Origin of the sequence: Brachybacterium sp. AOP25-B2-12 (assembly GCF_052378625.1) — a bacterium.
Taxonomy (GTDB): domain Bacteria; phylum Actinomycetota; class Actinomycetes; order Actinomycetales; family Dermabacteraceae; genus Brachybacterium.
Map to the genome: position 1 here is coordinate 240901 of NZ_JBQSXW010000002.1, position 17495 is coordinate 258395.

Annotated in this window: 16 protein-coding genes; 6 read left to right on the forward strand and 10 right to left on the reverse strand. The window is 72.3% G+C overall.

The features are described from left to right. Positions 1-93 precede the first annotated feature (93 nt). Together ACT3TZ_RS02715 and ACT3TZ_RS02720 are read right to left on the reverse strand one after the other, a co-directional pair. Complete coding sequence (locus tag ACT3TZ_RS02715) at positions 94-1836, reverse strand: pyruvate dehydrogenase (protein WP_444581856.1); 1743 nt, start codon at positions 1834-1836, stop codon at positions 94-96. A 128-nt stretch (positions 1837-1964) separates the two neighbouring features. Continuing rightward, entirely contained in the window at positions 1965-3026 is a 1062-nt protein-coding gene (locus ACT3TZ_RS02720) for a glycosyltransferase family 2 protein (RefSeq protein ID WP_444581857.1), read from the reverse strand. 172 nt (positions 3027-3198) lie between these two features. Between ACT3TZ_RS02720 and ACT3TZ_RS02725 the strand changes: the two genes are divergently transcribed. Both ACT3TZ_RS02725 and ACT3TZ_RS02730 read left to right on the forward strand, forming a co-directional pair. Further along, a complete protein-coding gene (locus tag ACT3TZ_RS02725) occupies positions 3199-3819 on the forward strand; it encodes a PIG-L deacetylase family protein (protein ID WP_444581858.1) in 621 nt (206 codons plus the stop codon). After that, entirely contained in the window at positions 3816-5024 is a 1209-nt protein-coding gene (locus tag ACT3TZ_RS02730) for a glycosyltransferase family 4 protein (RefSeq protein WP_444581859.1), read from the forward strand. Before ACT3TZ_RS02725 ends, ACT3TZ_RS02730 begins: the two co-directional genes overlap by 4 nt. Here the strand turns inward: ACT3TZ_RS02730 and ACT3TZ_RS02735 are convergent. Both ACT3TZ_RS02735 and ACT3TZ_RS02740 read right to left on the reverse strand, forming a co-directional pair. After that, complete coding sequence (locus ACT3TZ_RS02735; RefSeq protein ID WP_444581860.1) at positions 5015-5881, reverse strand: glycosyltransferase family 25 protein; 867 nt, start codon at positions 5879-5881, stop codon at positions 5015-5017. The genes ACT3TZ_RS02730 and ACT3TZ_RS02735 overlap by 10 nt on opposite strands. After that, a complete protein-coding gene (locus ACT3TZ_RS02740) occupies positions 5878-6825 on the reverse strand; it encodes a GT-D fold domain-containing glycosyltransferase (RefSeq protein ID WP_444581861.1) in 948 nt (315 codons plus the stop codon). Before ACT3TZ_RS02740 ends, ACT3TZ_RS02735 begins: the two co-directional genes overlap by 4 nt. Before the next feature lie 322 nt (positions 6826-7147). Between ACT3TZ_RS02740 and ACT3TZ_RS02745 the strand changes: the two genes are divergently transcribed. Beyond that, positions 7148-7828 carry a WbqC family protein gene (locus tag ACT3TZ_RS02745; RefSeq protein ID WP_444581862.1) on the forward strand — a complete coding sequence of 227 codons (681 nt, stop codon included), beginning with the start codon at positions 7148-7150 and terminating at the stop codon, positions 7826-7828. Further along, positions 7825-9054 carry a glycosyltransferase family 4 protein gene (locus ACT3TZ_RS02750; protein WP_444581863.1) on the forward strand — a complete coding sequence of 410 codons (1230 nt, stop codon included), beginning with the start codon at positions 7825-7827 and terminating at the stop codon, positions 9052-9054. Before ACT3TZ_RS02745 ends, ACT3TZ_RS02750 begins: the two co-directional genes overlap by 4 nt. A 1030-nt stretch (positions 9055-10084) precedes the next feature. On the opposite strand, the gene ACT3TZ_RS02755 is transcribed toward ACT3TZ_RS02750, so the two are convergent. After that, positions 10085-10735, reverse strand: a complete 651-nt coding sequence (locus ACT3TZ_RS02755) for a hypothetical protein (protein ID WP_444581864.1) — start codon at positions 10733-10735, stop codon at positions 10085-10087. 604 nt (positions 10736-11339) lie between these two features. Here ACT3TZ_RS02755 and ACT3TZ_RS02760 point away from each other — a divergent pair. Together ACT3TZ_RS02760 and ACT3TZ_RS02765 are read left to right on the forward strand one after the other, a co-directional pair. Beyond that, on the forward strand, positions 11340-11510 hold the full coding sequence (locus tag ACT3TZ_RS02760; protein WP_444581865.1) for a hypothetical protein: 171 nt from the start codon (positions 11340-11342) through the stop codon (positions 11508-11510). Next, positions 11507-12739: a glutaminase gene (locus ACT3TZ_RS02765; RefSeq protein WP_444581866.1), complete on the forward strand. Its 1233-nt coding sequence runs from the start codon at positions 11507-11509 to the stop codon at positions 12737-12739. The genes ACT3TZ_RS02760 and ACT3TZ_RS02765 overlap by 4 nt, the downstream gene beginning before the upstream one ends. Before the next feature lie 97 nt (positions 12740-12836). Here ACT3TZ_RS02765 and ACT3TZ_RS02770 read toward each other — a convergent pair whose 3' ends face one another. The 5 genes from ACT3TZ_RS02770 to ACT3TZ_RS02790 form a co-directional block, all read right to left on the reverse strand. Next, positions 12837-13343 (reverse strand): acyltransferase, encoded by a 507-nt coding sequence (locus ACT3TZ_RS02770; RefSeq protein ID WP_444581867.1) that lies wholly within the window; start codon positions 13341-13343, stop codon positions 12837-12839. Between the two features lie 266 nt (positions 13344-13609). Then, positions 13610-14446, reverse strand: a complete 837-nt coding sequence (locus tag ACT3TZ_RS02775) for an anti-sigma factor (protein WP_444581868.1) — start codon at positions 14444-14446, stop codon at positions 13610-13612. Beyond that, complete coding sequence (locus ACT3TZ_RS02780; RefSeq protein WP_444581869.1) at positions 14436-15035, reverse strand: sigma-70 family RNA polymerase sigma factor; 600 nt, start codon at positions 15033-15035, stop codon at positions 14436-14438. Before ACT3TZ_RS02780 ends, ACT3TZ_RS02775 begins: the two co-directional genes overlap by 11 nt. 154 nt (positions 15036-15189) lie before the next feature. After that, positions 15190-16716, reverse strand: coding sequence for a molybdopterin-dependent oxidoreductase (locus ACT3TZ_RS02785; protein ID WP_444581870.1), 1527 nt, complete (start codon positions 16714-16716; stop codon positions 15190-15192). Between the two features lie 73 nt (positions 16717-16789). After that, on the reverse strand, positions 16790-17473 hold the full coding sequence (locus ACT3TZ_RS02790) for a fasciclin domain-containing protein (RefSeq protein ID WP_444581871.1): 684 nt from the start codon (positions 17471-17473) through the stop codon (positions 16790-16792). Positions 17474-17495: the final 22 nt, after the last annotated feature.

Below are 17495 nucleotides of genomic sequence, written 5' to 3' on the forward strand. Positions count from 1 at the left end.
CCGACACCGGATCAGCGCAGGTGAGAGCGAGCGGACACGCCCGGCGGCGCGCGCCCGGGCTCGGATGCGCGCCGCCGCGACGGCTCCGGTGGATCAGCGCGGGATGTTTCGCACGTTCGTCGCGGCCATGTCGACCATCTTGCCCACGCCGCCGCCGAGCACGATCTTGCTGGCCGAGGTCGCGAACCCGCGGATCTGCTGGGCCGTGATCTTCGGGGGCATCGACAGGGCGTCGGGGTCGGTCACGACGTCGATGAGCACCGGGCCGCGCAGCGCCAGGGCATCGCCCAGCTGCTTCTTGAGCTTCTTGGGATCGGTGATGCGGACCGTCGGGATGCCCACGCCCTCGGCGATCGCGGAGAAGTTCACCGCGGCGTGGTCGGTCTCGTAGTCCGGGATGCCCTCGACGAGCATCTCGAGCTTGACCATGCCCAGGCTCGAGTTGTTGAAGACGACGATCTTGGTGCCCAGGTCGTGCAGCTTCACGGTGAGCAGCTCGCCCAGCAGCATGCCCAGGCCCCCGTCGCCGGACATCGAGATCACCTGGCGGCCCGGGAAGGCCGCGGCGGCGCCGATCGCCTGCGGGAGGGCGTTGGCCATCGTGCCGTGGTGGAAGGAGCCGAACACGCGGCGCTTGCCGTTGGGGGTGATGTACCGGGCGCCCCACACGTTGCACATGCCGGTGTCCACGGTGAACACGGCGTCGTCGTCGGCCAGCTCGTCGAGGGTCGAGGCCACGAACTCCGGGTGGATCGGCCGCATCTTCTCGACGTTCTTGGTGTATGCCGCGATGACGCCGGTCAGCGCCTTGTGGTGCTTGCGCAGCATGGCGTCGAGGTAGCGACGGCTGGTCTTCTCGCGGATCTTGGGCAGCACCGCATCGAGCGTCAGGCCCACGTCGCCGTGGATCGCGAGGTCCAGCGGGACGCGACGGCCCAGGATCGCGGCGTCGCGGTCGATCTGGACCACCTTGATGCCCTCGTTCGCGGGCAGGAACTCGCTGTAGGGGAAGTCGGTGCCCAGGAGGATCACGAGGTCCGCCTCGTGCATCGCCTCGTAGCAGGCGCCGTAGCCCAGCAGCCCGCTCATGCCCACGTCGAAGGGGTTGTCGTACTCGATCCATTCCTTGCCGCCGAAGGCATGGCCCACGGGGGCCTTGACGGCCTCGGCCAGGGCCAGCGTCTGCTCTCGGGCGTCTCGCACCCCGGCGCCGGCGAACAGCATGACCTTGTCGGCCTGGTCGATCAGGCGGGAGAGCTCGTCGACGGGCTTGGCCGCGGGCAGGACACGTCCGAGGTCGTAGGCGAGGTCCTTGGTCAGCGGCCCGGAGACCTCCTGATCGGCGATGTCACCGGGAAGGACCAGCACGGACACGCCCGGCGTCGCGATGGCGGTCTGGGTGGCGATGTGCAGCAGCGTCGCGCCGTGCTCGCCGGAGTTGACGACCTCGCAGAACGCGGAGGCCTCCTGGAACAGGAACTCCGGGTGCGTCTCCTGGAAGAAGCCCGTGCCGATCTTCGCGCTGGGGATGTGCGAGGCGATCGCGAGCACGGGGGCGCCGTCACGGTGGGCGTCGTACAGGCCCTGGATGAGGTGGGTGTTGCCCGGGCCGCACGAGCCGGCGCAGACGGCGAGCTTTCCGGTCAGGCGGGCCTCGGCACCGGCGGCGAAGGCGGCCGCCTCCTCGTTGCGCACGTGCACCCACTCGATGCCCTTGGTGGTGCGGACGGCGTCGACGACGGGGTTCAGCGAATCCCCGACGAGCCCGTAGATGCGCTCGACGCCCATGTCGCGGAGCTGGGTGACGAGGAGCTGTGCCAAGGTGGTGCGTGCCATGGTGATGCCTTCCGGTAGCGGTCGGACGGCGCCGGGGAACAGCGCCCGATCTCTCCAGGCTAGACCCACGGGCGCCGAAGGCCCGCAACCGTGTGGCGGGCACCGCGCGCACGGCGCCCTCGGAGCGGTCAGCTCTGCGGCCCCGGCCCTCGGGAACACAGCGCCCGCAGCCTCGACCGGACGACCCGCGCCACGATCGGCACCCGCTCACGGGGCGAGAGGTCTCCCCAGGCATCGCGGAGCCCCCTCGGACGAGGCGTCGCGCCACGGGCCACGAGATCGCGCGTGATGAGGTGGCGGCGCATCCCCTGGACGCCCGCGATGGGCAGCACGGACACGGGATGCTCCACCAGGTACCGGGTCACGTGCAGGCCGAGGTCGATGTCGGGACGACCTGCACGGCGACCTGACGTCGTGAGGTGGCACATCCACAGCCACCGGGCGATGTCACGGCGCATGGACGCCGGGGCTTCCGGCCAGAGGTGCTCGACGAGGTGCACCTGCACGGCCCGGTGCGCGCGGTCCGTCTGCGGTCTCTCCGTGCGGGTCCACTGCCCCGGGTGCTGGCGATACAGGTAGTGGATCCCGGTCAGATTCGCGAAGCGATGGCCGGCGAGCAGCGCGTCCGCCCAGAGGTGGTAGTCCTCTGCGCCGTGGAGCGATGCCCGATAGCCGATCGTGCGGATCACATCGGTGCGCGCGACGGTCCCACCGTGTGCCAGGCAAGGAGCCACCAGCAGTCCCACAGCGATCCGGTCATGATCTGCAGGATTGACGATCGGCTCGCCGATGGGCCGGCCCTCGACGTCCACCGGCTGGGAGCCGCAGGACATCACATCCACCGTCGGCTCGGCGACCAGGTGCGCGACCGAGGCGTCGAGCCAGGCGGGAAGCGCTTCGTCATCGGCATCGACCCGAGCGACGAAGGGAGTGACGACCTGACCTATCGCGGCCTGCAAGGCCGCTGTGACCCCCTGGCGCGGATCGAGCCGGATCACGGACATCCGTGGATCCCGGACCTCGTCGAGGATGGTCGGCGTCGCATCGGTGGATCCGTCGTCGACGACGAGGAGACGGACGTGCTGGTACGTCTGCGCCAGCACGGATCCGACGGCCCGGCGCACGAAGCGCTCTCCGTTGTGGACGGGAAGGACGACGGTGACGCCCTGCCCGTCGGGCCGTCGAGCCATGGTTTGCATCGTCACCGCCTTGAGGGACCGAGGACCACGACGATAGCGCGGGTGGGCCGGGTCCCTCCGCACCCGTCGCCGGCCCCGCACCGCGTCCCGGGCCCGTGTGCTCGCTATGCTCGACCCCGCCCGTCCACGGGTCTCCCGTTCCCACCTCATCAGGAGCACGTCCATGCGTCGCCTCGTCCTCTCCCCCCACATGGACGACGAGTCCATGGGTTGCGGCGGGCTGCTCGCCAAGCATCCCGACGAGTGCACGGTCGCCGTCGCGGCGGACTCCGGGGACGTGCGCCGCCGCGAGTTCACGCAGGCCATGGCCGTGCTGGGGGTGACGCGCACCGTGGAGCTGGGGATGGAGGACGGCTACCTCGACCGCAACATCCCGGCTCTGGTCGGTGCCGTCGACGACCTGTGCCGCGAGCACCGTCCCGAGGAGCTGTACCTGCCCTTCCCCTCGCTGCAGCAGGATCACATCGCCGTGTACGAGGCCGGGATGCGGGCCGCCAGGCTGTCGATGACCCCCGGGCACTGGTCCGCTCCCCAGGTGTTCGTCTACGACGTGGCCGTGTACGACGTGAACCTCTACCCCACGGACCTGCGGTGGAACGTGTTCGAACCCCTCAGCCGCGAGCAGGCCGAGCTCAAGGCCGGCGCATGCGAGCAGTACGTCTCGGAGTCGCCCGAGGGCCCGCACCCCATCCGCGCGATCCTGCAGATCGCCGAGGCGGTGGGCAAGACCCGGGGCCTCGAGTTCGCGGAGCAGTACGCGCTGGTGCGGCACGTGCGTCCGTGAGCTCTGGCGGCCGGGTGGTCATCGCCACCGATGATCTCGGGGACATCGGCGGTGTGTCGACCGCCATCATGCACCTCACCACCGGCCTGCGCCGCCGAGGGATCGAGGTGTCCTTCTTCTCGCTGCACCCTCCCCTGCCGGATGCGCGGCCGTCAGGCCGGGTCTTCGAGATCGACCGCGGACTCAGCGCCACCGCGCTCCATCCGCAGGCGGTGGACTTCCCCGGGACATGGGGCCTGCGCCTGCGCGCCAAGACGCTCCTCACCCCCGCGTGGAAGCGGCTGCGCGACCTGCGTCTGCACCGCGAGATGGCCCGATGGGGGGCCTCGGACGTCGTCATCACGATGAAGCCCCGGGTGGGCGAGATCGTCGCGGAGGCTCTGCGACATCGTGAAGCACACGGGCGTCCTCGCCCCCAGCAGCTGCATCAGCTGCATTACGAGTTCGACCATTGGTACCGCCCGTTGTTCGACGTCGCGGTCCGCCGGATCGCCGGGAGCGGCGCTCAGCTCGTGGCGCTCTGGCCCGCGGACGCGGAGCTCTTCGCCGAGCTGTACGGGCATCGGGTCGCGGCGATCCCCAACGCCATCGACCTCGACGCCCTCACCGACGCCCGGGGCACGGAGGAGCCGGAGGACCCGGGCCGGCTCGTGTCGATCTCCCGTCTGAGCCCCGACAAGCGCGTCCACCTCGCCGTCGAGGCCTTCGACCTCGCCCTCGACACCGCCCCGGGGCGGCGGCTGCACATCCACGGCGACGGACCGGACCGTCCGCGCGTCGAGGCCGCGATCGCACGGCTCCGGCACCCGGGGGCCGTCGTGCTGCACGGTGGCCTCGCACCCCACGAGATCCCTGCCGCGCTGGCCGGAGCGGACCTGTCGGTGCTCGTCTCCGAGGCGGAGGGGCTGCCGATGAGCATCCTCGAGGCCTCCGCGCTGGGCGTCCCCACCGTCGCGACCCGGAGCTCGCCGGCCGTCACGGAGATCGTCGGACGCCACGGCTACCTGTGCGCGAACGACGACCCGGCAACGATCGCGGCAACCGTGGTCGATGCCCTCGCGGACCGGGACGGGCGCCAGGAGCGGGCACGATCCGGCCGTGCCTTCGCCCGCGACCTCGACGTGCACGTGGTGGCCGACCGCTGGATCGCGCTGTTCGGACGGCTCCGGACGGAGGCGACCGTCGGCGGTCCCCCTCAGCCGTAGCGACCATCGAGGTACGGGAATTCCCGCCCCCGCGCGTCCCGCACGGTCACCTGGGCCACCCGGCGCGCGATCGCCCCGTGGCGGCGCGCCGTCTCGATCACACGGGCCGCGACACCGTCCCTCCCGTCCCGCCTGGGGGTGGTCGGCGCGCGATCGATCGTCGAGCTCCCCTCGAAGGTCGCGAGGCGCGGGGTGACGGTCAGGACGTCGATCCGGGCCCAGGGTGCCCACCGGATGAAGTCGTCGGCCACCCAGTCGGCGCGCTCCCGGGCGACGAGGTCGACGTAGCGACGGTCGGCAGCCCGCGTCATCGCATACAGGCCGGTGCCCCAGCCCATGCCCGTGAAGTGACCCACCCGGCGCGAGAACGGCGCGGACGCGGGTCCTACGGGCACCGCCAGCAGCGAGACCTGGACCCATGAGCTCGACGGTCCGTGCGCGAGCGGTCCGGGTCCCACCGCGCGCGTCCCCGTCCCGAGCTCCCCGAGCAGCACCAGGTCCAGGCGTCGCACCCGCCGCAGGATCCGGTCCAGGACTCTGTCGAGGTCCGGGGACGGGACCGCATCGTCCTCTGCCACCACGATCACGTCCTGCTCCGGGCCGTCCTGGGCGATGAACTCCTGGAGCACCTGCAGGTGGCTGATGGTGACGCCCACCTCGCCTCCGCGCGGCCGCCTTCCGTAGCGCCTCGCGAACGTCGCCTCGTCGAACTGCGGATGCCCGGCACCGGAGCGGGTGTCGTAGGCATCGAACACGCGGAAGTCCGCGATCTCCGGGCGGGCGGCGAGCGCTGCACGGCGGGCGCTGCCCACGAGCGAGATGACGACCTTGTCGACGACGCGACGGCGAGGGGTCATGCGCCCGGGATCCGCACGAGGACCTGCGCGGCGTACTCCTGCGCCTCCGGCCCGTCGAACGTGAGGTCGTCGTCCGCGGTGAGCTCGTTGACGCTCCGCGTCGGCACGAGGATCTTGCCCCTGTCCTCCCGCGCCCACATGTATTCGAGGTCGAGGTGACCGAGGTCCACGCACTGCTGGCCGGCCACGGCGGCGTCGTGGGCCAGGACGGTCGCCGTCGGCCCCAGGGAGCACAGGATCAGGCGGTCCGTGCCGTGCTCGAGCATGGCGTCACGGATCTGCTCGTACCAGGAGAAGGCGTCCTGCGCCGGGCAGACGATCCGCGCGATGCTGCGCGCTCCGTCGAACAGGTCGTTGCCCACCCCGGACCGGGTGAACTCCCCCTCGACGAAGAGGATGTCGCGGTCGCGCCACAGCTCCTGCAGGCGGATGAAGCGACGCCGCGCGCGGTGCACGTCGCGGTGCGGGCTGTAGACGCGAGTCAGGCTCGCGTCGACGTAGGGACGATCGGTGGGGACGTACGCGAGCATGGACGTCCCGTCGCGTCGCACGAGATCACCCCAGAAGAACCGTTCGGAGTCCACGAGGTCGGTGTTGTCCACGAGGGCTCCGGGGAGGCCGATGAGCAGGTCGTCCCGACTGTCGGCCAGCACCTGTCGCAGGCGGCGCGTGAGCTCCGGTTCGATGCTCTGGAAGCGCGGGCCGTCGATCCCCATGACGATGCTCAGCTCGCCGTCCCCGTAGCGCGCGAGGCTGCGCGGGGAGGCGAGCAGCAGCTCGATGGACTCGTCGATGCCGCGGATCCGCAGCCCCGCCCGATACAGCGGGTTCATCGGGCTGCGCACGGCCCGCGGGTGGTACGCGAGGTTCTTGACGGTGCGCCAGCGTGGTCCCACCAGGCGCTTGGCGAGCTCGCGCGCCCGTGTCCGCAGGGGTGCACCCATCTCCGGTCCTGTCCGTCTCGTCGGTCTCGGTGGGCGCCTGGGACGCCGTGTGGCACCCGGGTCCCGCTGGGAAGATTGTGCCCCACCCCGACGGGTCGCCCGGGCGGCGGAGAACCTGACCGCCGGAGCCTGCTCGATATGCTGGGCGGCGGATCCGCAGGGCCGGTGCGCCGGTCGGCGGCATCCTCCGGCACCACCCGTCCCACCGCCGCGCCCCCAGGAGTTCCTGCATGCCCGCCCCCACCGCTGCCCGCCCCGGCGGCAGCAGCCACGGCGCCCGCCGCACCCCGACCGTGCCCGCCCGGGCCCAGGGAGTTCGGCGATGAGGGTCGCGATCCATCAGCCGGACCTCCTGCCCTACACCGGGTTCTTCTACAAGATGGCGATCTCCGACGCGTTCATCGTCGCCCGCCACGACCAGTTCAAGAAGTACGGCTACCAGCGCCGCGCCCGGATGCGCGGGACATGGTGCTCGATCCCCCTGGTCGGCAAGCCCGGCGTCACCCCCATCACGACCGTCACCGCGATGCCCGGCTGGCAGAAGGTGCTGGTCGACGGGATCGGCGGCCGGTACCACGGGGCCAAGCACTGGAGCACCCGCGGCCACGAGCTCGTGGGCAGGATCGCGGCGCTCGACGTGCCCGGCGACGCCCTGGACGCGGTGAACCTCGCCCTCATGGAGGTCGTCCGCGACATGCTGGAGATCCGCACACCGCTGCTGTTCACCGAGCCGCCCACCGTGAACGGCCCGCCCCGTCTCATCGAGCAGGTCCTCGCCGTCGGCGGGGGCGTCTACCTCTCCGGCTCCGGCGGCGCCGCGTACCTGGGCGAGGACGCCCCCGCGGACTTCGCCGCGCACGGGATCACGCTCGAATGGTCCCGCCACCAGCACACCACCGGCGACTCGATCGTGACGGCCCTCCTGGACGACGACGATCCGATGGCCACGGTCCTGCGCGAGCTGCCCCCGGGGGCCGAGCCCCACGAGGAGCAGGGAGCGTGACCTCCGCGTCCACCCTCGCGGGCACCGCCGGGCGCCCCCTGCGGATCGGCGTCGCCTTCCACGGCGACCCCGAGCAGCCGGGCTCGTGGTCCGGGACGCCGATGGGGTTCGTCCGCGGTCTGCGCGCACTGGGGCACGACGTCGTGGGGCTCTCGGCTCTCGCATCCCCCGGCGTCGAGCGGCGGTTCCAGCAGGCCCTCGCGCTGCCCCGCCTCCCCGCCGAGCTGCGTCGCAGCCACGGCGACGTGCGGGCCGCCCTGGCCCCGGCCCGCGCCTCGGTGCGCATCTCCCCCGCCTACGGACACCTGGGCTCCGCGCTGATCCGGCGGGCGCTGCGTCGTGTCGGGCACCTCGACCTGGTGGTCCGGATGGGCACGTCCTTCGAGGTGCGGCACCCCCGCGTGGTGACCTTCGAGGACCTCACGGTGCCGCAGGTCATCGAGGCGGGCTGGGAGGACTGGGCGCGCCTGGGCGAACGGGGCCGACGTGCCCGCATCGTCGCCCAGCGTCGCGCCCTCGCGGCGGCGCGCTCCTGCACGACCGCCACACCGTGGACCGCCTCCTCGGTGATCGACGACTTCGGGATCGATGCCGCCAAGGTGGTCCCCATCGGCCTGGGCACCAACCACACGATCCCTCCCGCCGCGCGCGACTGGTCCCGCCCTCGCTTCCTGTTCGTCGGCAAGGACTGGGAGGACAAGAACGGCCCCGTGCTGATCGAGGCCTTCACGCGCCTGCACGCCGAGCTGCCCGCGGCGACGCTGGACCTGGTGGGCCACCATCCCGTGATCGACCGCCCCGGCGTCACCGGCCACGGGTTCCTGCGCCTGGCAGACGCGGCGGCGAGCGCGACCATGACGCGCCTGTTCCAGCAGGCCACGTGCCTGGTGGTGCCCACCTCTTTCGAGTCCGCCGGGATCGTGCACGTCGAGGCCGCCGCGGCGGGCGTCCCCTCGATCGGCTCCACCCTGGGCGGGGCACGGGACATGATCGGCCCCTCGGGGGTCACGGTCACGCCCGGCTCGGTGGACGCGCTGGTCACCGCGATGCGGGCCATGGCCGATCTCGCGACCGCCCGGAGGATGGGCGAGGCCGGCCCCGCCCGGGCTCAGCTGTTCACCTGGGAGAGCGCGGCCGCGCGCCTCCTCCAGGCCGCGAGCCCGGCCCACCGGGATCCCGCACTGTGGGAGGGTCTGTTCCCGGGGCCCGCCCCTCGGCTCGCCTGAGCCGATCGGGCACGCTGGAACCCGCCGATACCCACTGGACCCTGCCGGCTCCGACGTCGGCGGCGCACCCCGCCCCAGCGTCGCCGCTCCCCGATCGGCCCCTGGTGCTACGTGGACCATGTCGGCCCGGGCGGCGTCTCCGCGACCGGCGGCATGGCGGTCCCGCGCCATCCCCGCACGACCTTGGCGACCGTGACCTGCTGTTCCGGGGCCACATCGAATACCTGCACCCGACAGGGATCGACAGCACGGTGCGGCCCGGGGAGGTCGACCTCATGATCGCCGACGCAGGGTTCCCCCTCCGTCCGGCATCTCGGAACCCGAGGCCACCGTCTGCGAAGACCCCGGCCGTCACTGCCTCGCGCTCTTCGTGGGCGGCACTCCGGCGGTCTCGTCCGCCTCCGTGGACCATGAGGACGGCGAACAGCATCCAGCGGATCCTCCACCACGCCGTCATGGGCGAGGAGTACCCGGGCCGGGGGCTCGCCGGGACGCTCACCCGCACGGCCCTCGTCGAGAACCTCACCCCGGGGCGGCGGATCGTGGCTGTGTGCCTCTGCACCATGCGTTGCTCGGGAACGACCCCGAGCTCGACGCGACGAGCAACCCGTAGGGCCACGCAATCTGACCGCGCTGCGATGCGGACGTGCGCGGTCGGCGCGGCCACCCCTGGCCGCGCCAGGCTCCCTCTTCTTCACCGTTTGCCGTGCGCGCCCGTCCAGCGTCCGCATCGGTCGAGCGTCACCTGGGACGACCGCGGGTGATCGCGATGGCGGCCTGGCCGGCGGCTCGCATCAGCAGCTGTGCGTGTTCCTGGGGCACACGCGGATCGGTCCTGGGCATCGTCAGCATCTGCCTCGCTCTTCTCCACACCCGCGAGCGTCTTCGAGTCGAGGCGACCGGAGTCTCCCGATCGTCTGCTCGCCGATGCAACACACCTCTGTGCGCACGGGAAACTCCGAAGGCATCGCGTGTTGCGCCGTCACACAGAAGTGCCAGGGGCGGCGGCGGCACGCGACGCACGACGCGCTCAGCATCGCGTCAAGGTCGGGCTCCGGACGTACGCGTCGTTGGCGTTGCTGGAGTTACCGACGCCCGTCGGGAACGTGAGCCGAATCTCGAGCGTCTGCCCGGCGGCGGTCGGCACCGTGAAGGGGGAGGACGTCACCAGAAGATCGCGCGACAGAATCCCCTGTGAGCCTCCGGTTCGCGTGGTGACGCTCAGCAGCGTCTGCGTGCCGAGAACCGCCGTGACCGTCAGCCCTGCGGGAGCACCCTCCCAGGTCGAGATGTGGAACGAGAAGCAGTACGAGCATCCGACTCCGAGGGCGACGAGGTCATTCCTGCGCGCCACGAGAGCCGTGGGCCTCGAGGGTTCGTTGCCGACCCCGAACCAGGGTCCGGAGACGGCCCCGGTCAAGGGATCGGAGTCGCGGAAACCGGGGATCCTGCTCGTCTGCGCCGAGGGGTGATCAAGAGGGAAATCTCCTGACCCGGACTCCATGAACCAGTTGGCCGTCGCACCGACCGCTGTGCGCGACCCGAACGAGACGTCAGGGATCGGCCCAGCGCAGCTGGCGGCATAGGCCGGTGCGGCGATCGTCGCGACCGCCGTCGGCACCGCCCACGCAGCGCCTCTGGCGACCGTTCGTCGGGTGGGTGTGACGTCTGCTCGAGCCACCGTTGATCCTTACCTCACGTGACGACAGTGCGAGAGGGCGTCGTGTCCGCACCCTCTGCATCGACCAGAGAGCATCGTCCCAGGCGCAGTCCGTCCAGGCCCTGCCGCCCAGTTCTTCGTCACCCTCGCGAGTCCGCGGTCGCTCTGCCCCTGTCCACGAGACGGTCCTGGAGGGATCTGTGTGCCCGATCCACACCCGCGCGCGTTGGCGGCCCGACGAGCCTCTCGGGGCGATGGTGGGGCGTGCGCCGCGTCGAGGTCACTCCGCCTCGCTCCGCATCGTGATCCTGCTGTCGCGCCAGGCCCTCCTTCGGCGACGGCCCCGTTGCAGATCGGTACTGTGGCCCGTGATCGACGCGCCGAGCTCCCGCACCCCGGCCTTCCGAATGCCACGACGGTCGTCGACGACCTGCTCGCCGCCTCGGCGGCGATCCTCGACGTGGAGGGCTCTCGCATGCCACGGTCACCGCGATCGCCCGGCGCGCCGGGACCACGAACAGACCGAGACCTTCCACACGGGGTTCATCCGTCCTCGCACGGAGGACCGCACGACGCTCCTGTCCCACCCGCTGGCCTGGAATCCCCCACCAAGATGGAGGTGGCCGTGAACGAGCTCATGGACGTGTTCATCGGCCCGTCCCCCCTGTCCTCGCTGATGGCGTGCCTCGGGGACATCGAGGAGCGCCAGATCGAGGGATCGATGCACCTCGCCCGCATGGTCCTCGGGGCGCCACCATCCGAGGACCCCACCCCGACAGGAAGGACCGAGCCATGAGGACCCCGATCCCCGACTACCTGACCGAGGTTCTCGAGGACCTCCGCCACCAGGACGGCGGTGCACCCGCGGACTACATCCCCGAGCTCTCCGCCGCGGACCCCGAGCGCTTCGCGCTGGCGCTGACCACCACCCTGGGTCAGACGTTCTCCGCCGGGGACGACGACGTCGAGTTCTCGATCCAGTCGATCTCCAAGCCCTTCGCGTACGCCGCCGCGATCATCGACCGGGGGCTGGACCGGGTGCTCGGATCCGTGGGCGTCGAGCCCTCCGGCGAGGCATTCAACGAGCTGTCGCTGGAGGGCGAGTCCCATCGGCCCAAGAACCCCATGATCAACGCGGGCGCCATCACGGTCCACGCCCTGCTCGTGGGGCCCGAGGCCACGCAGGAGCAGCGGGTGGACCGCATCCTCACCTTCTTCTCCCACCTCGCCGGGCGCCGGCTGCGGATCGACGAGGACGTGTTCACCTCCGAGCTCGAGCACGCCCACCGCAATCTCGCGATCGCCCACATGCTCGCCTCCTACGACGTGCTGGACGGGGAGGTGGACCCCGTCGTCGAGGGCTACACGAAGCAGTGCTCGATCCTGGTGACGGTGCGGGACCTCTCGGCGATGTCCGCGACGCTGGCCACCGGCGGGATCCAGCCCGTGACCGGCGAGCGCCTGATGGAGCCCGACACGGCGCGGCAGGTGATGGCCGTGATGGCCGCCGCCGGGATGTACGACGCGGCGGGTGACTGGCTCACCCGCGTGGGGATCCCCGCCAAGAGCGGCGTGGCCGGCGGCATGGTGGGGGTGCTCCCGGACCAGGTGGGGATCGGCGCCTTCTCCCCGCGTCTCAGCGCCCAGGGCAACAGCGTCCGCGGAGGCCTCGCCTTCGAGCGCATGTCCGCGGACATGGGCATGCACCTGTTCGCCTCGGACCGCGCGCGCGTCGACGCCGTCGAGGTGCGCGAGGAGGAGGGCACCGTGACGTTCCTGCTGCAGGGGATCGTGCAGTTCACGGCGGCCTCGGAGCTGCTGGACCTCATGGAGCAGGTCGACGACGAGGCGTCCGTGGTGCTCGACGCCTCCCGCGTGCACGCCTTCTCCGACGTGGGACGGCGCATGACCCTCGAGGGCGTGCGCCGCCTGCGCCTGGACGGGCACGAGGTGACGGTCTCGGACCCTTCGGATGCCCTGCCCGATGCCGGACCGGACGCCGAGGAGATCCCCGCGCAGGTGTGAGGACTCCCCGTCAGCAGCGGGCCAGGGTGAGCGCGTGGACGTCGGCGCCCGTGCGTCGTCGACGGTGGGCGCGGCCCGGGGAATCGGACCCGGCGCCTCAGGAATCGGGCAGTGAGCGCACGCGCCGCGCCGGGACCCCGACGTACACGCCGTCGGGTGCGCAGTCCGCGGTGACCACGGCGCCGGCGCCGATCACACAGCCGGCGCCGATCCGGACCCCGGGCAGCACGACCGCACCCGCGCCGATCCAGGTGCCGTCCCCCACCTCGATGCCCCGGTGCACAGGCTCTCCGGCACGACGGTCGTGGTCCCCGATCTCGTGGGTGCTGGTCAGGAGCATCGCACGCGGCCCCAGGTAGACATTGCGCCCCAGCCGGATCGCGCCGCTGTCGAGGAACACCTGCGCATTGAGGAAGCACCCGGGGCCAGCCGTGACGGCTGCCGGGTCCGAGAACGCGACGCCCGCGCAGACGAACGGCCGGTCCATCCCGGTCAGGCCGAGGCGGCGCAGCAGGGCGCCGCGTCGCCGGTTGGGGACCAGCGTCGACGCCGCCAGGGCCCACGCGGTCCGCCGGGCGAGGGCCGCTCCCGGAAGGCCGCTCATCGGGTCACGACCGGGGCGAGCCGGGGCGGTGCGCACGGTGCCGGACCGAGGGGCACCGGGTCGAGCGGGGCCGCGCGGTGCCCGGGTGCCGTGGTCGTGAGCACGGTCCGGCGCCGTGGGGCCGAGCGGAAGGATGCCATCGTGGTGCCTCTCGGGGACATGGCCAGGACGGATCCCGGAACAGGGCGACTGGCCCCACCGTAGACGCCGGTCGCGACCGTGCGCACGGAACCGCGCGGACGGATCGTGCCGCCCGTCGGACGGTCTCAGGCGAGGTCGACGCCGACGACGACGGGCGTGGTCGGCGCGCGCGAGCCGCCGTCGGGCTCGACGGTGATCGCCACCTGGGAGGCCTCCACGGCCGAGCCGCTCAGCACCGTCACGCTGCGGGAGCCGGTGGCGCCGGTCAGCGGGCCCGCGCTGACCGGGGCGCCCTGGGGATCGATCCACCAGGCCTGGTAGACGTGGCCCGAGGCCACGGGCGGCAGCCCCTCGGCGGTGAGCACCGCGGTTCCCTGGGACGGGGAGAGGACGACGGTGAGGGTTCCGGCATCGCCCTGGGTCTCGAAGGTGCGGGCATCGGGGGCCGCGACGACCGCGCCGATCCGCTCGGTGTCGTCGGGGCCCTCCCAGGGACGCTCGACGACGGCGAACAGGCCCAGGCATGCGGCGAGCGCGAAGATCGCGCCGAGCGCCGCCCAGCGGGCCCGGCCGCCTTGACGGACCGGTGGCGGGCTCGGGCTGGGGTGCGGGGTCGGCCCCAGGCCTGCGGCCGAGCTCGGGCCGTCGGTCGAGGGCGGGTCGGGGCTCGGGCTCGGGGAGCCCACCTCGTCGCGCGTCGCCTCGTCGGGCACCGCCTCGTCGCGCGGCACCTGCGGCAGCTCACGGATCCGGGCGAGCACGTCGGTGCGCACGTGGGACCGCACCTGCAGCCCCTCGGGGACGAGCTCCGCAAGGGTCTCCAGGTAGTCGCCCACGAGCGCCTGGCAGTCGGGGCAGGTGGGGAGGTGCTCGGCGAACGCCGCGTCCTGCTCGGGGGTCAGCGCCCCCACGGCATACAGCTCCGCGAGGGAGTGCAGCTCCTGCTGATCGTCATCGTCCATGTCCTCTCACCTCCTCCGCCATCGTCGCTCTCATCTGCCGCAGCCCGTCCCTGATCCTCGCCTTCGCGGTGCCCAGCGGGATCCCGAGCTGCTCGGCCACCTCCCGCTGCGAGAGGCCGTCCAGGAAGGCGAGCCGCACGGCCGTCCGCTGGACCTCGCTGAGCCCGCGCATCGCGTGCCGGGCACGCTGCCCGACGAGCCGATCCGTCGCGTCCTCCGCGGTCGGGTCCGGGCAGGGAGCATCAGCCCGGGCCTCGTACCGGTCGTCCCGAACCGTCTGCGCCTGGACCGCCCGGACGCGGTCCACGCACCGACGGTGCGCGATCGTGAGCACCCATGCCAGGGCGCTCCCCCGTCCCGGGTCGAAGCGCGGGGCCTGCTCCCACACCTCGACCATGACGTCCTGGGTGGCCTCCTCGGCGAGTGCCCGGTTGCGCAGGATCCGCGTGGCCAGGGCCAGCACGCGCCCGGCGACCCGGTCGAACACTGCCGCGAACGCCTCCTGGTCGCCGGTGCCCGCCGTGCACAGCAGGCGTGCCAGCTCCTCCGCGTCGGCCGCGGGAGCCGGCGTTCGCGGGGGCTCGACCATGGACGTCATCCTAGGAGCGGGGAGGCCCGCGACCGTGGTCGCGGGCCTACCGACCAGTAGGGCCCGGCGTGCCGCGTGTTCCCGACACGGCCGCCGTGACGCCCCACCCCGTCACCCCCGACGGGTCTCCTCACGGTGCGATGACCCTCCACCCTCACCGCACCCGGAACTGGATCGAGTGCCAGCCGCTGGCCCCGTCGGGGATCGGGTCGGCGCGCTTCTCGGTCTGCAGCTCCCCCTGCCCGTCCGTGGCCCGCACCGTCACCGTGTGGTTGCCGGCCGTCGCGCCCTCCCAGGTGTAGGACCACTGCCGCCAGCAGTCGTCGTTGACCTCCCCGCCGAGCTCCGCGGGCCGCCAGTCGCCGTCGTCGATGCGCACCTCGACGCCCGCGATGCCCCGCTGCTGCGCCCAGGCGGTGCCTCCCACGCGCACCGTCCCGGCATCCACCGCGGCCAGCGTCTTGGGCACGTCCACCCGGGAGGCGATCTTGATCGGCCCCTTCTCCGACCAGCCGCGGTCGGTCCAGTAGGCCGTGGCGTCGGCGAACCGCGTCACGGTCAGCTCCTCGACCCACTTGGTCGCCGAGACGTAGCCGTACAGCCCCGGCACGACCATCCGCACCGGGTAGCCGTGCTCCGCCGGCAGCGGGGCACCGTTCATCCCGACGGCGAACAGGGCGTTGCGGCTGTCGGTGAGGGCCTCGAGCGGCGTCGAGGCGGTGAAGCCGTCCACGCTGCGTGAGAGCACCATGTCGGCGCCGGCCTGGACGCCCACCCGTTCGAGGACCGACCGGATGGGCACCCCCAGCCACGTCGCGTTGCCCGCGAGGTCCCCGCCCACCGCGTTGGACACGCAGGTCAGGGTCACGTTCGCCTCCGTGAGCGGGTCCTTCAGCAGATCCTCGAGGCTCAGCGTGAGGGGCTTGTCGACCATCCCGGTGATCTTCAGGCGCCACGTCTGCGGGTCCACCTGCGGCACGGCCAGCGCCGTGTCGATCCGGTAGAAGTCCGCGGCGGGCGTGAGGTAGGGCGGCATCCCGGGGACGTCCACCTGCGCGTCCGCCGGGATGGCCTCGGCGGGGACGGCGGGCGCCGGGAGCGTGAAGCTGGACCGGATCGCCGCCGCCCTCTCCCGCGCGGCACCCACGCCGCGTCCCACCGCACCGGCGATCACGCCGACCCCCGCGGCGATGCCCGCGGTGCGGAGGAACCGTCGCCGGCCCCCCGCGTCCTGCGCCTCGGCCGTGCGCCGCAGCAGCAGGTGCAGGGCCAGGACCCCGACGACGGCACCGGCCATCGTGGGGATCGCATCGGCGGCCACATTGCCCGGCCGGGTGGCGACCACGGCCGCCGCCCCCAGGGCCAGGACGCCCAGCACCGCCTCGGCGGCCCGCGGGGCGCGCAGCCCGAGCAGGCCGATCGCGGCGGTGATCACGATGTACACGGCACCCATCGAGGCGAACAGGACGGCCTTGTCGGCGGTGCCGAACAGCCCGACCACGAGGTCCTTGACGCCCGGCGGGATGCGGTCGATGAACGCTCCGCCGATCCCGATGAACGGAGCCGAGGAGGAGCCGAACACGAGGGCGATCAGCTCGGCGACGCCGACGACGAGTCCGCCGCCGATCACCCCGGCGAGGATCCCCCGCCATGTCGATGCACGCGTTCGTCGTTCCGGCATCGGTCCTCCCCTTCAGGTGTCGCAGATGATGTCACGCCCCGCTGGGGCGGCGAGGTGCCGCCGCCCCGGGCTCTCAGGCGGCGGGCGGCATGAGCACGGTGTCGACCAGGTAGACGGTGGCGTTCTGCGTCTGGACGCCGCCGCAGACCACCTTCGAGCCGCCGTTGACGGTCAGGTCGTCGCCGGATCCGGTGATCGTCACGTCCTGGCCCTCGACGGTGGTGTGCGTTCCGGGCAGGTCCTTCGGATCGATGCGGCCCGGGATCACGTGGTAGGTGAGGACCTTGCTGAGGGTGTCCTTGTCACCCGCCAGGGCGTTGAGGTCCGCCTCGGGCACCTTCGCGAACGCCGAGTCGACCGGGGCGAACACGGTGAACTCACCGCTGTTGAGAGTGTCGACGAGGTTCACGTCGGGGTTCAGCTGCCCGGAGACCGCCTTGGTCAGGGTGGTCAGCTGGGGGTTGTTCGAGGCGGCGACAGCCACCGGGTCCTGGGCCATGCCCTGGACCGAGCCCGCGCCGTCCGGCACCTGCTTGGCGTAGTCCGCGCAGCCGGGGCCCACGAGGTTCGCGGCCGCATCGGCCATGGGGGCCGAGGAGGTGCCGCCGTCCGATGCCGCCGAGGACGAGGACGATGCCGGGGCCTCCGACGAGCTCGATGCGGAGTCCCCACCCATGTCGCCGCAGGCGGACAGGCTCAGGATGGCCACCGCGATGGCGCTGATGACGGGGATCCGGGTGCGGGTGCGGATGTTCATGGGGGTTCTCCTCCGTGCTCAC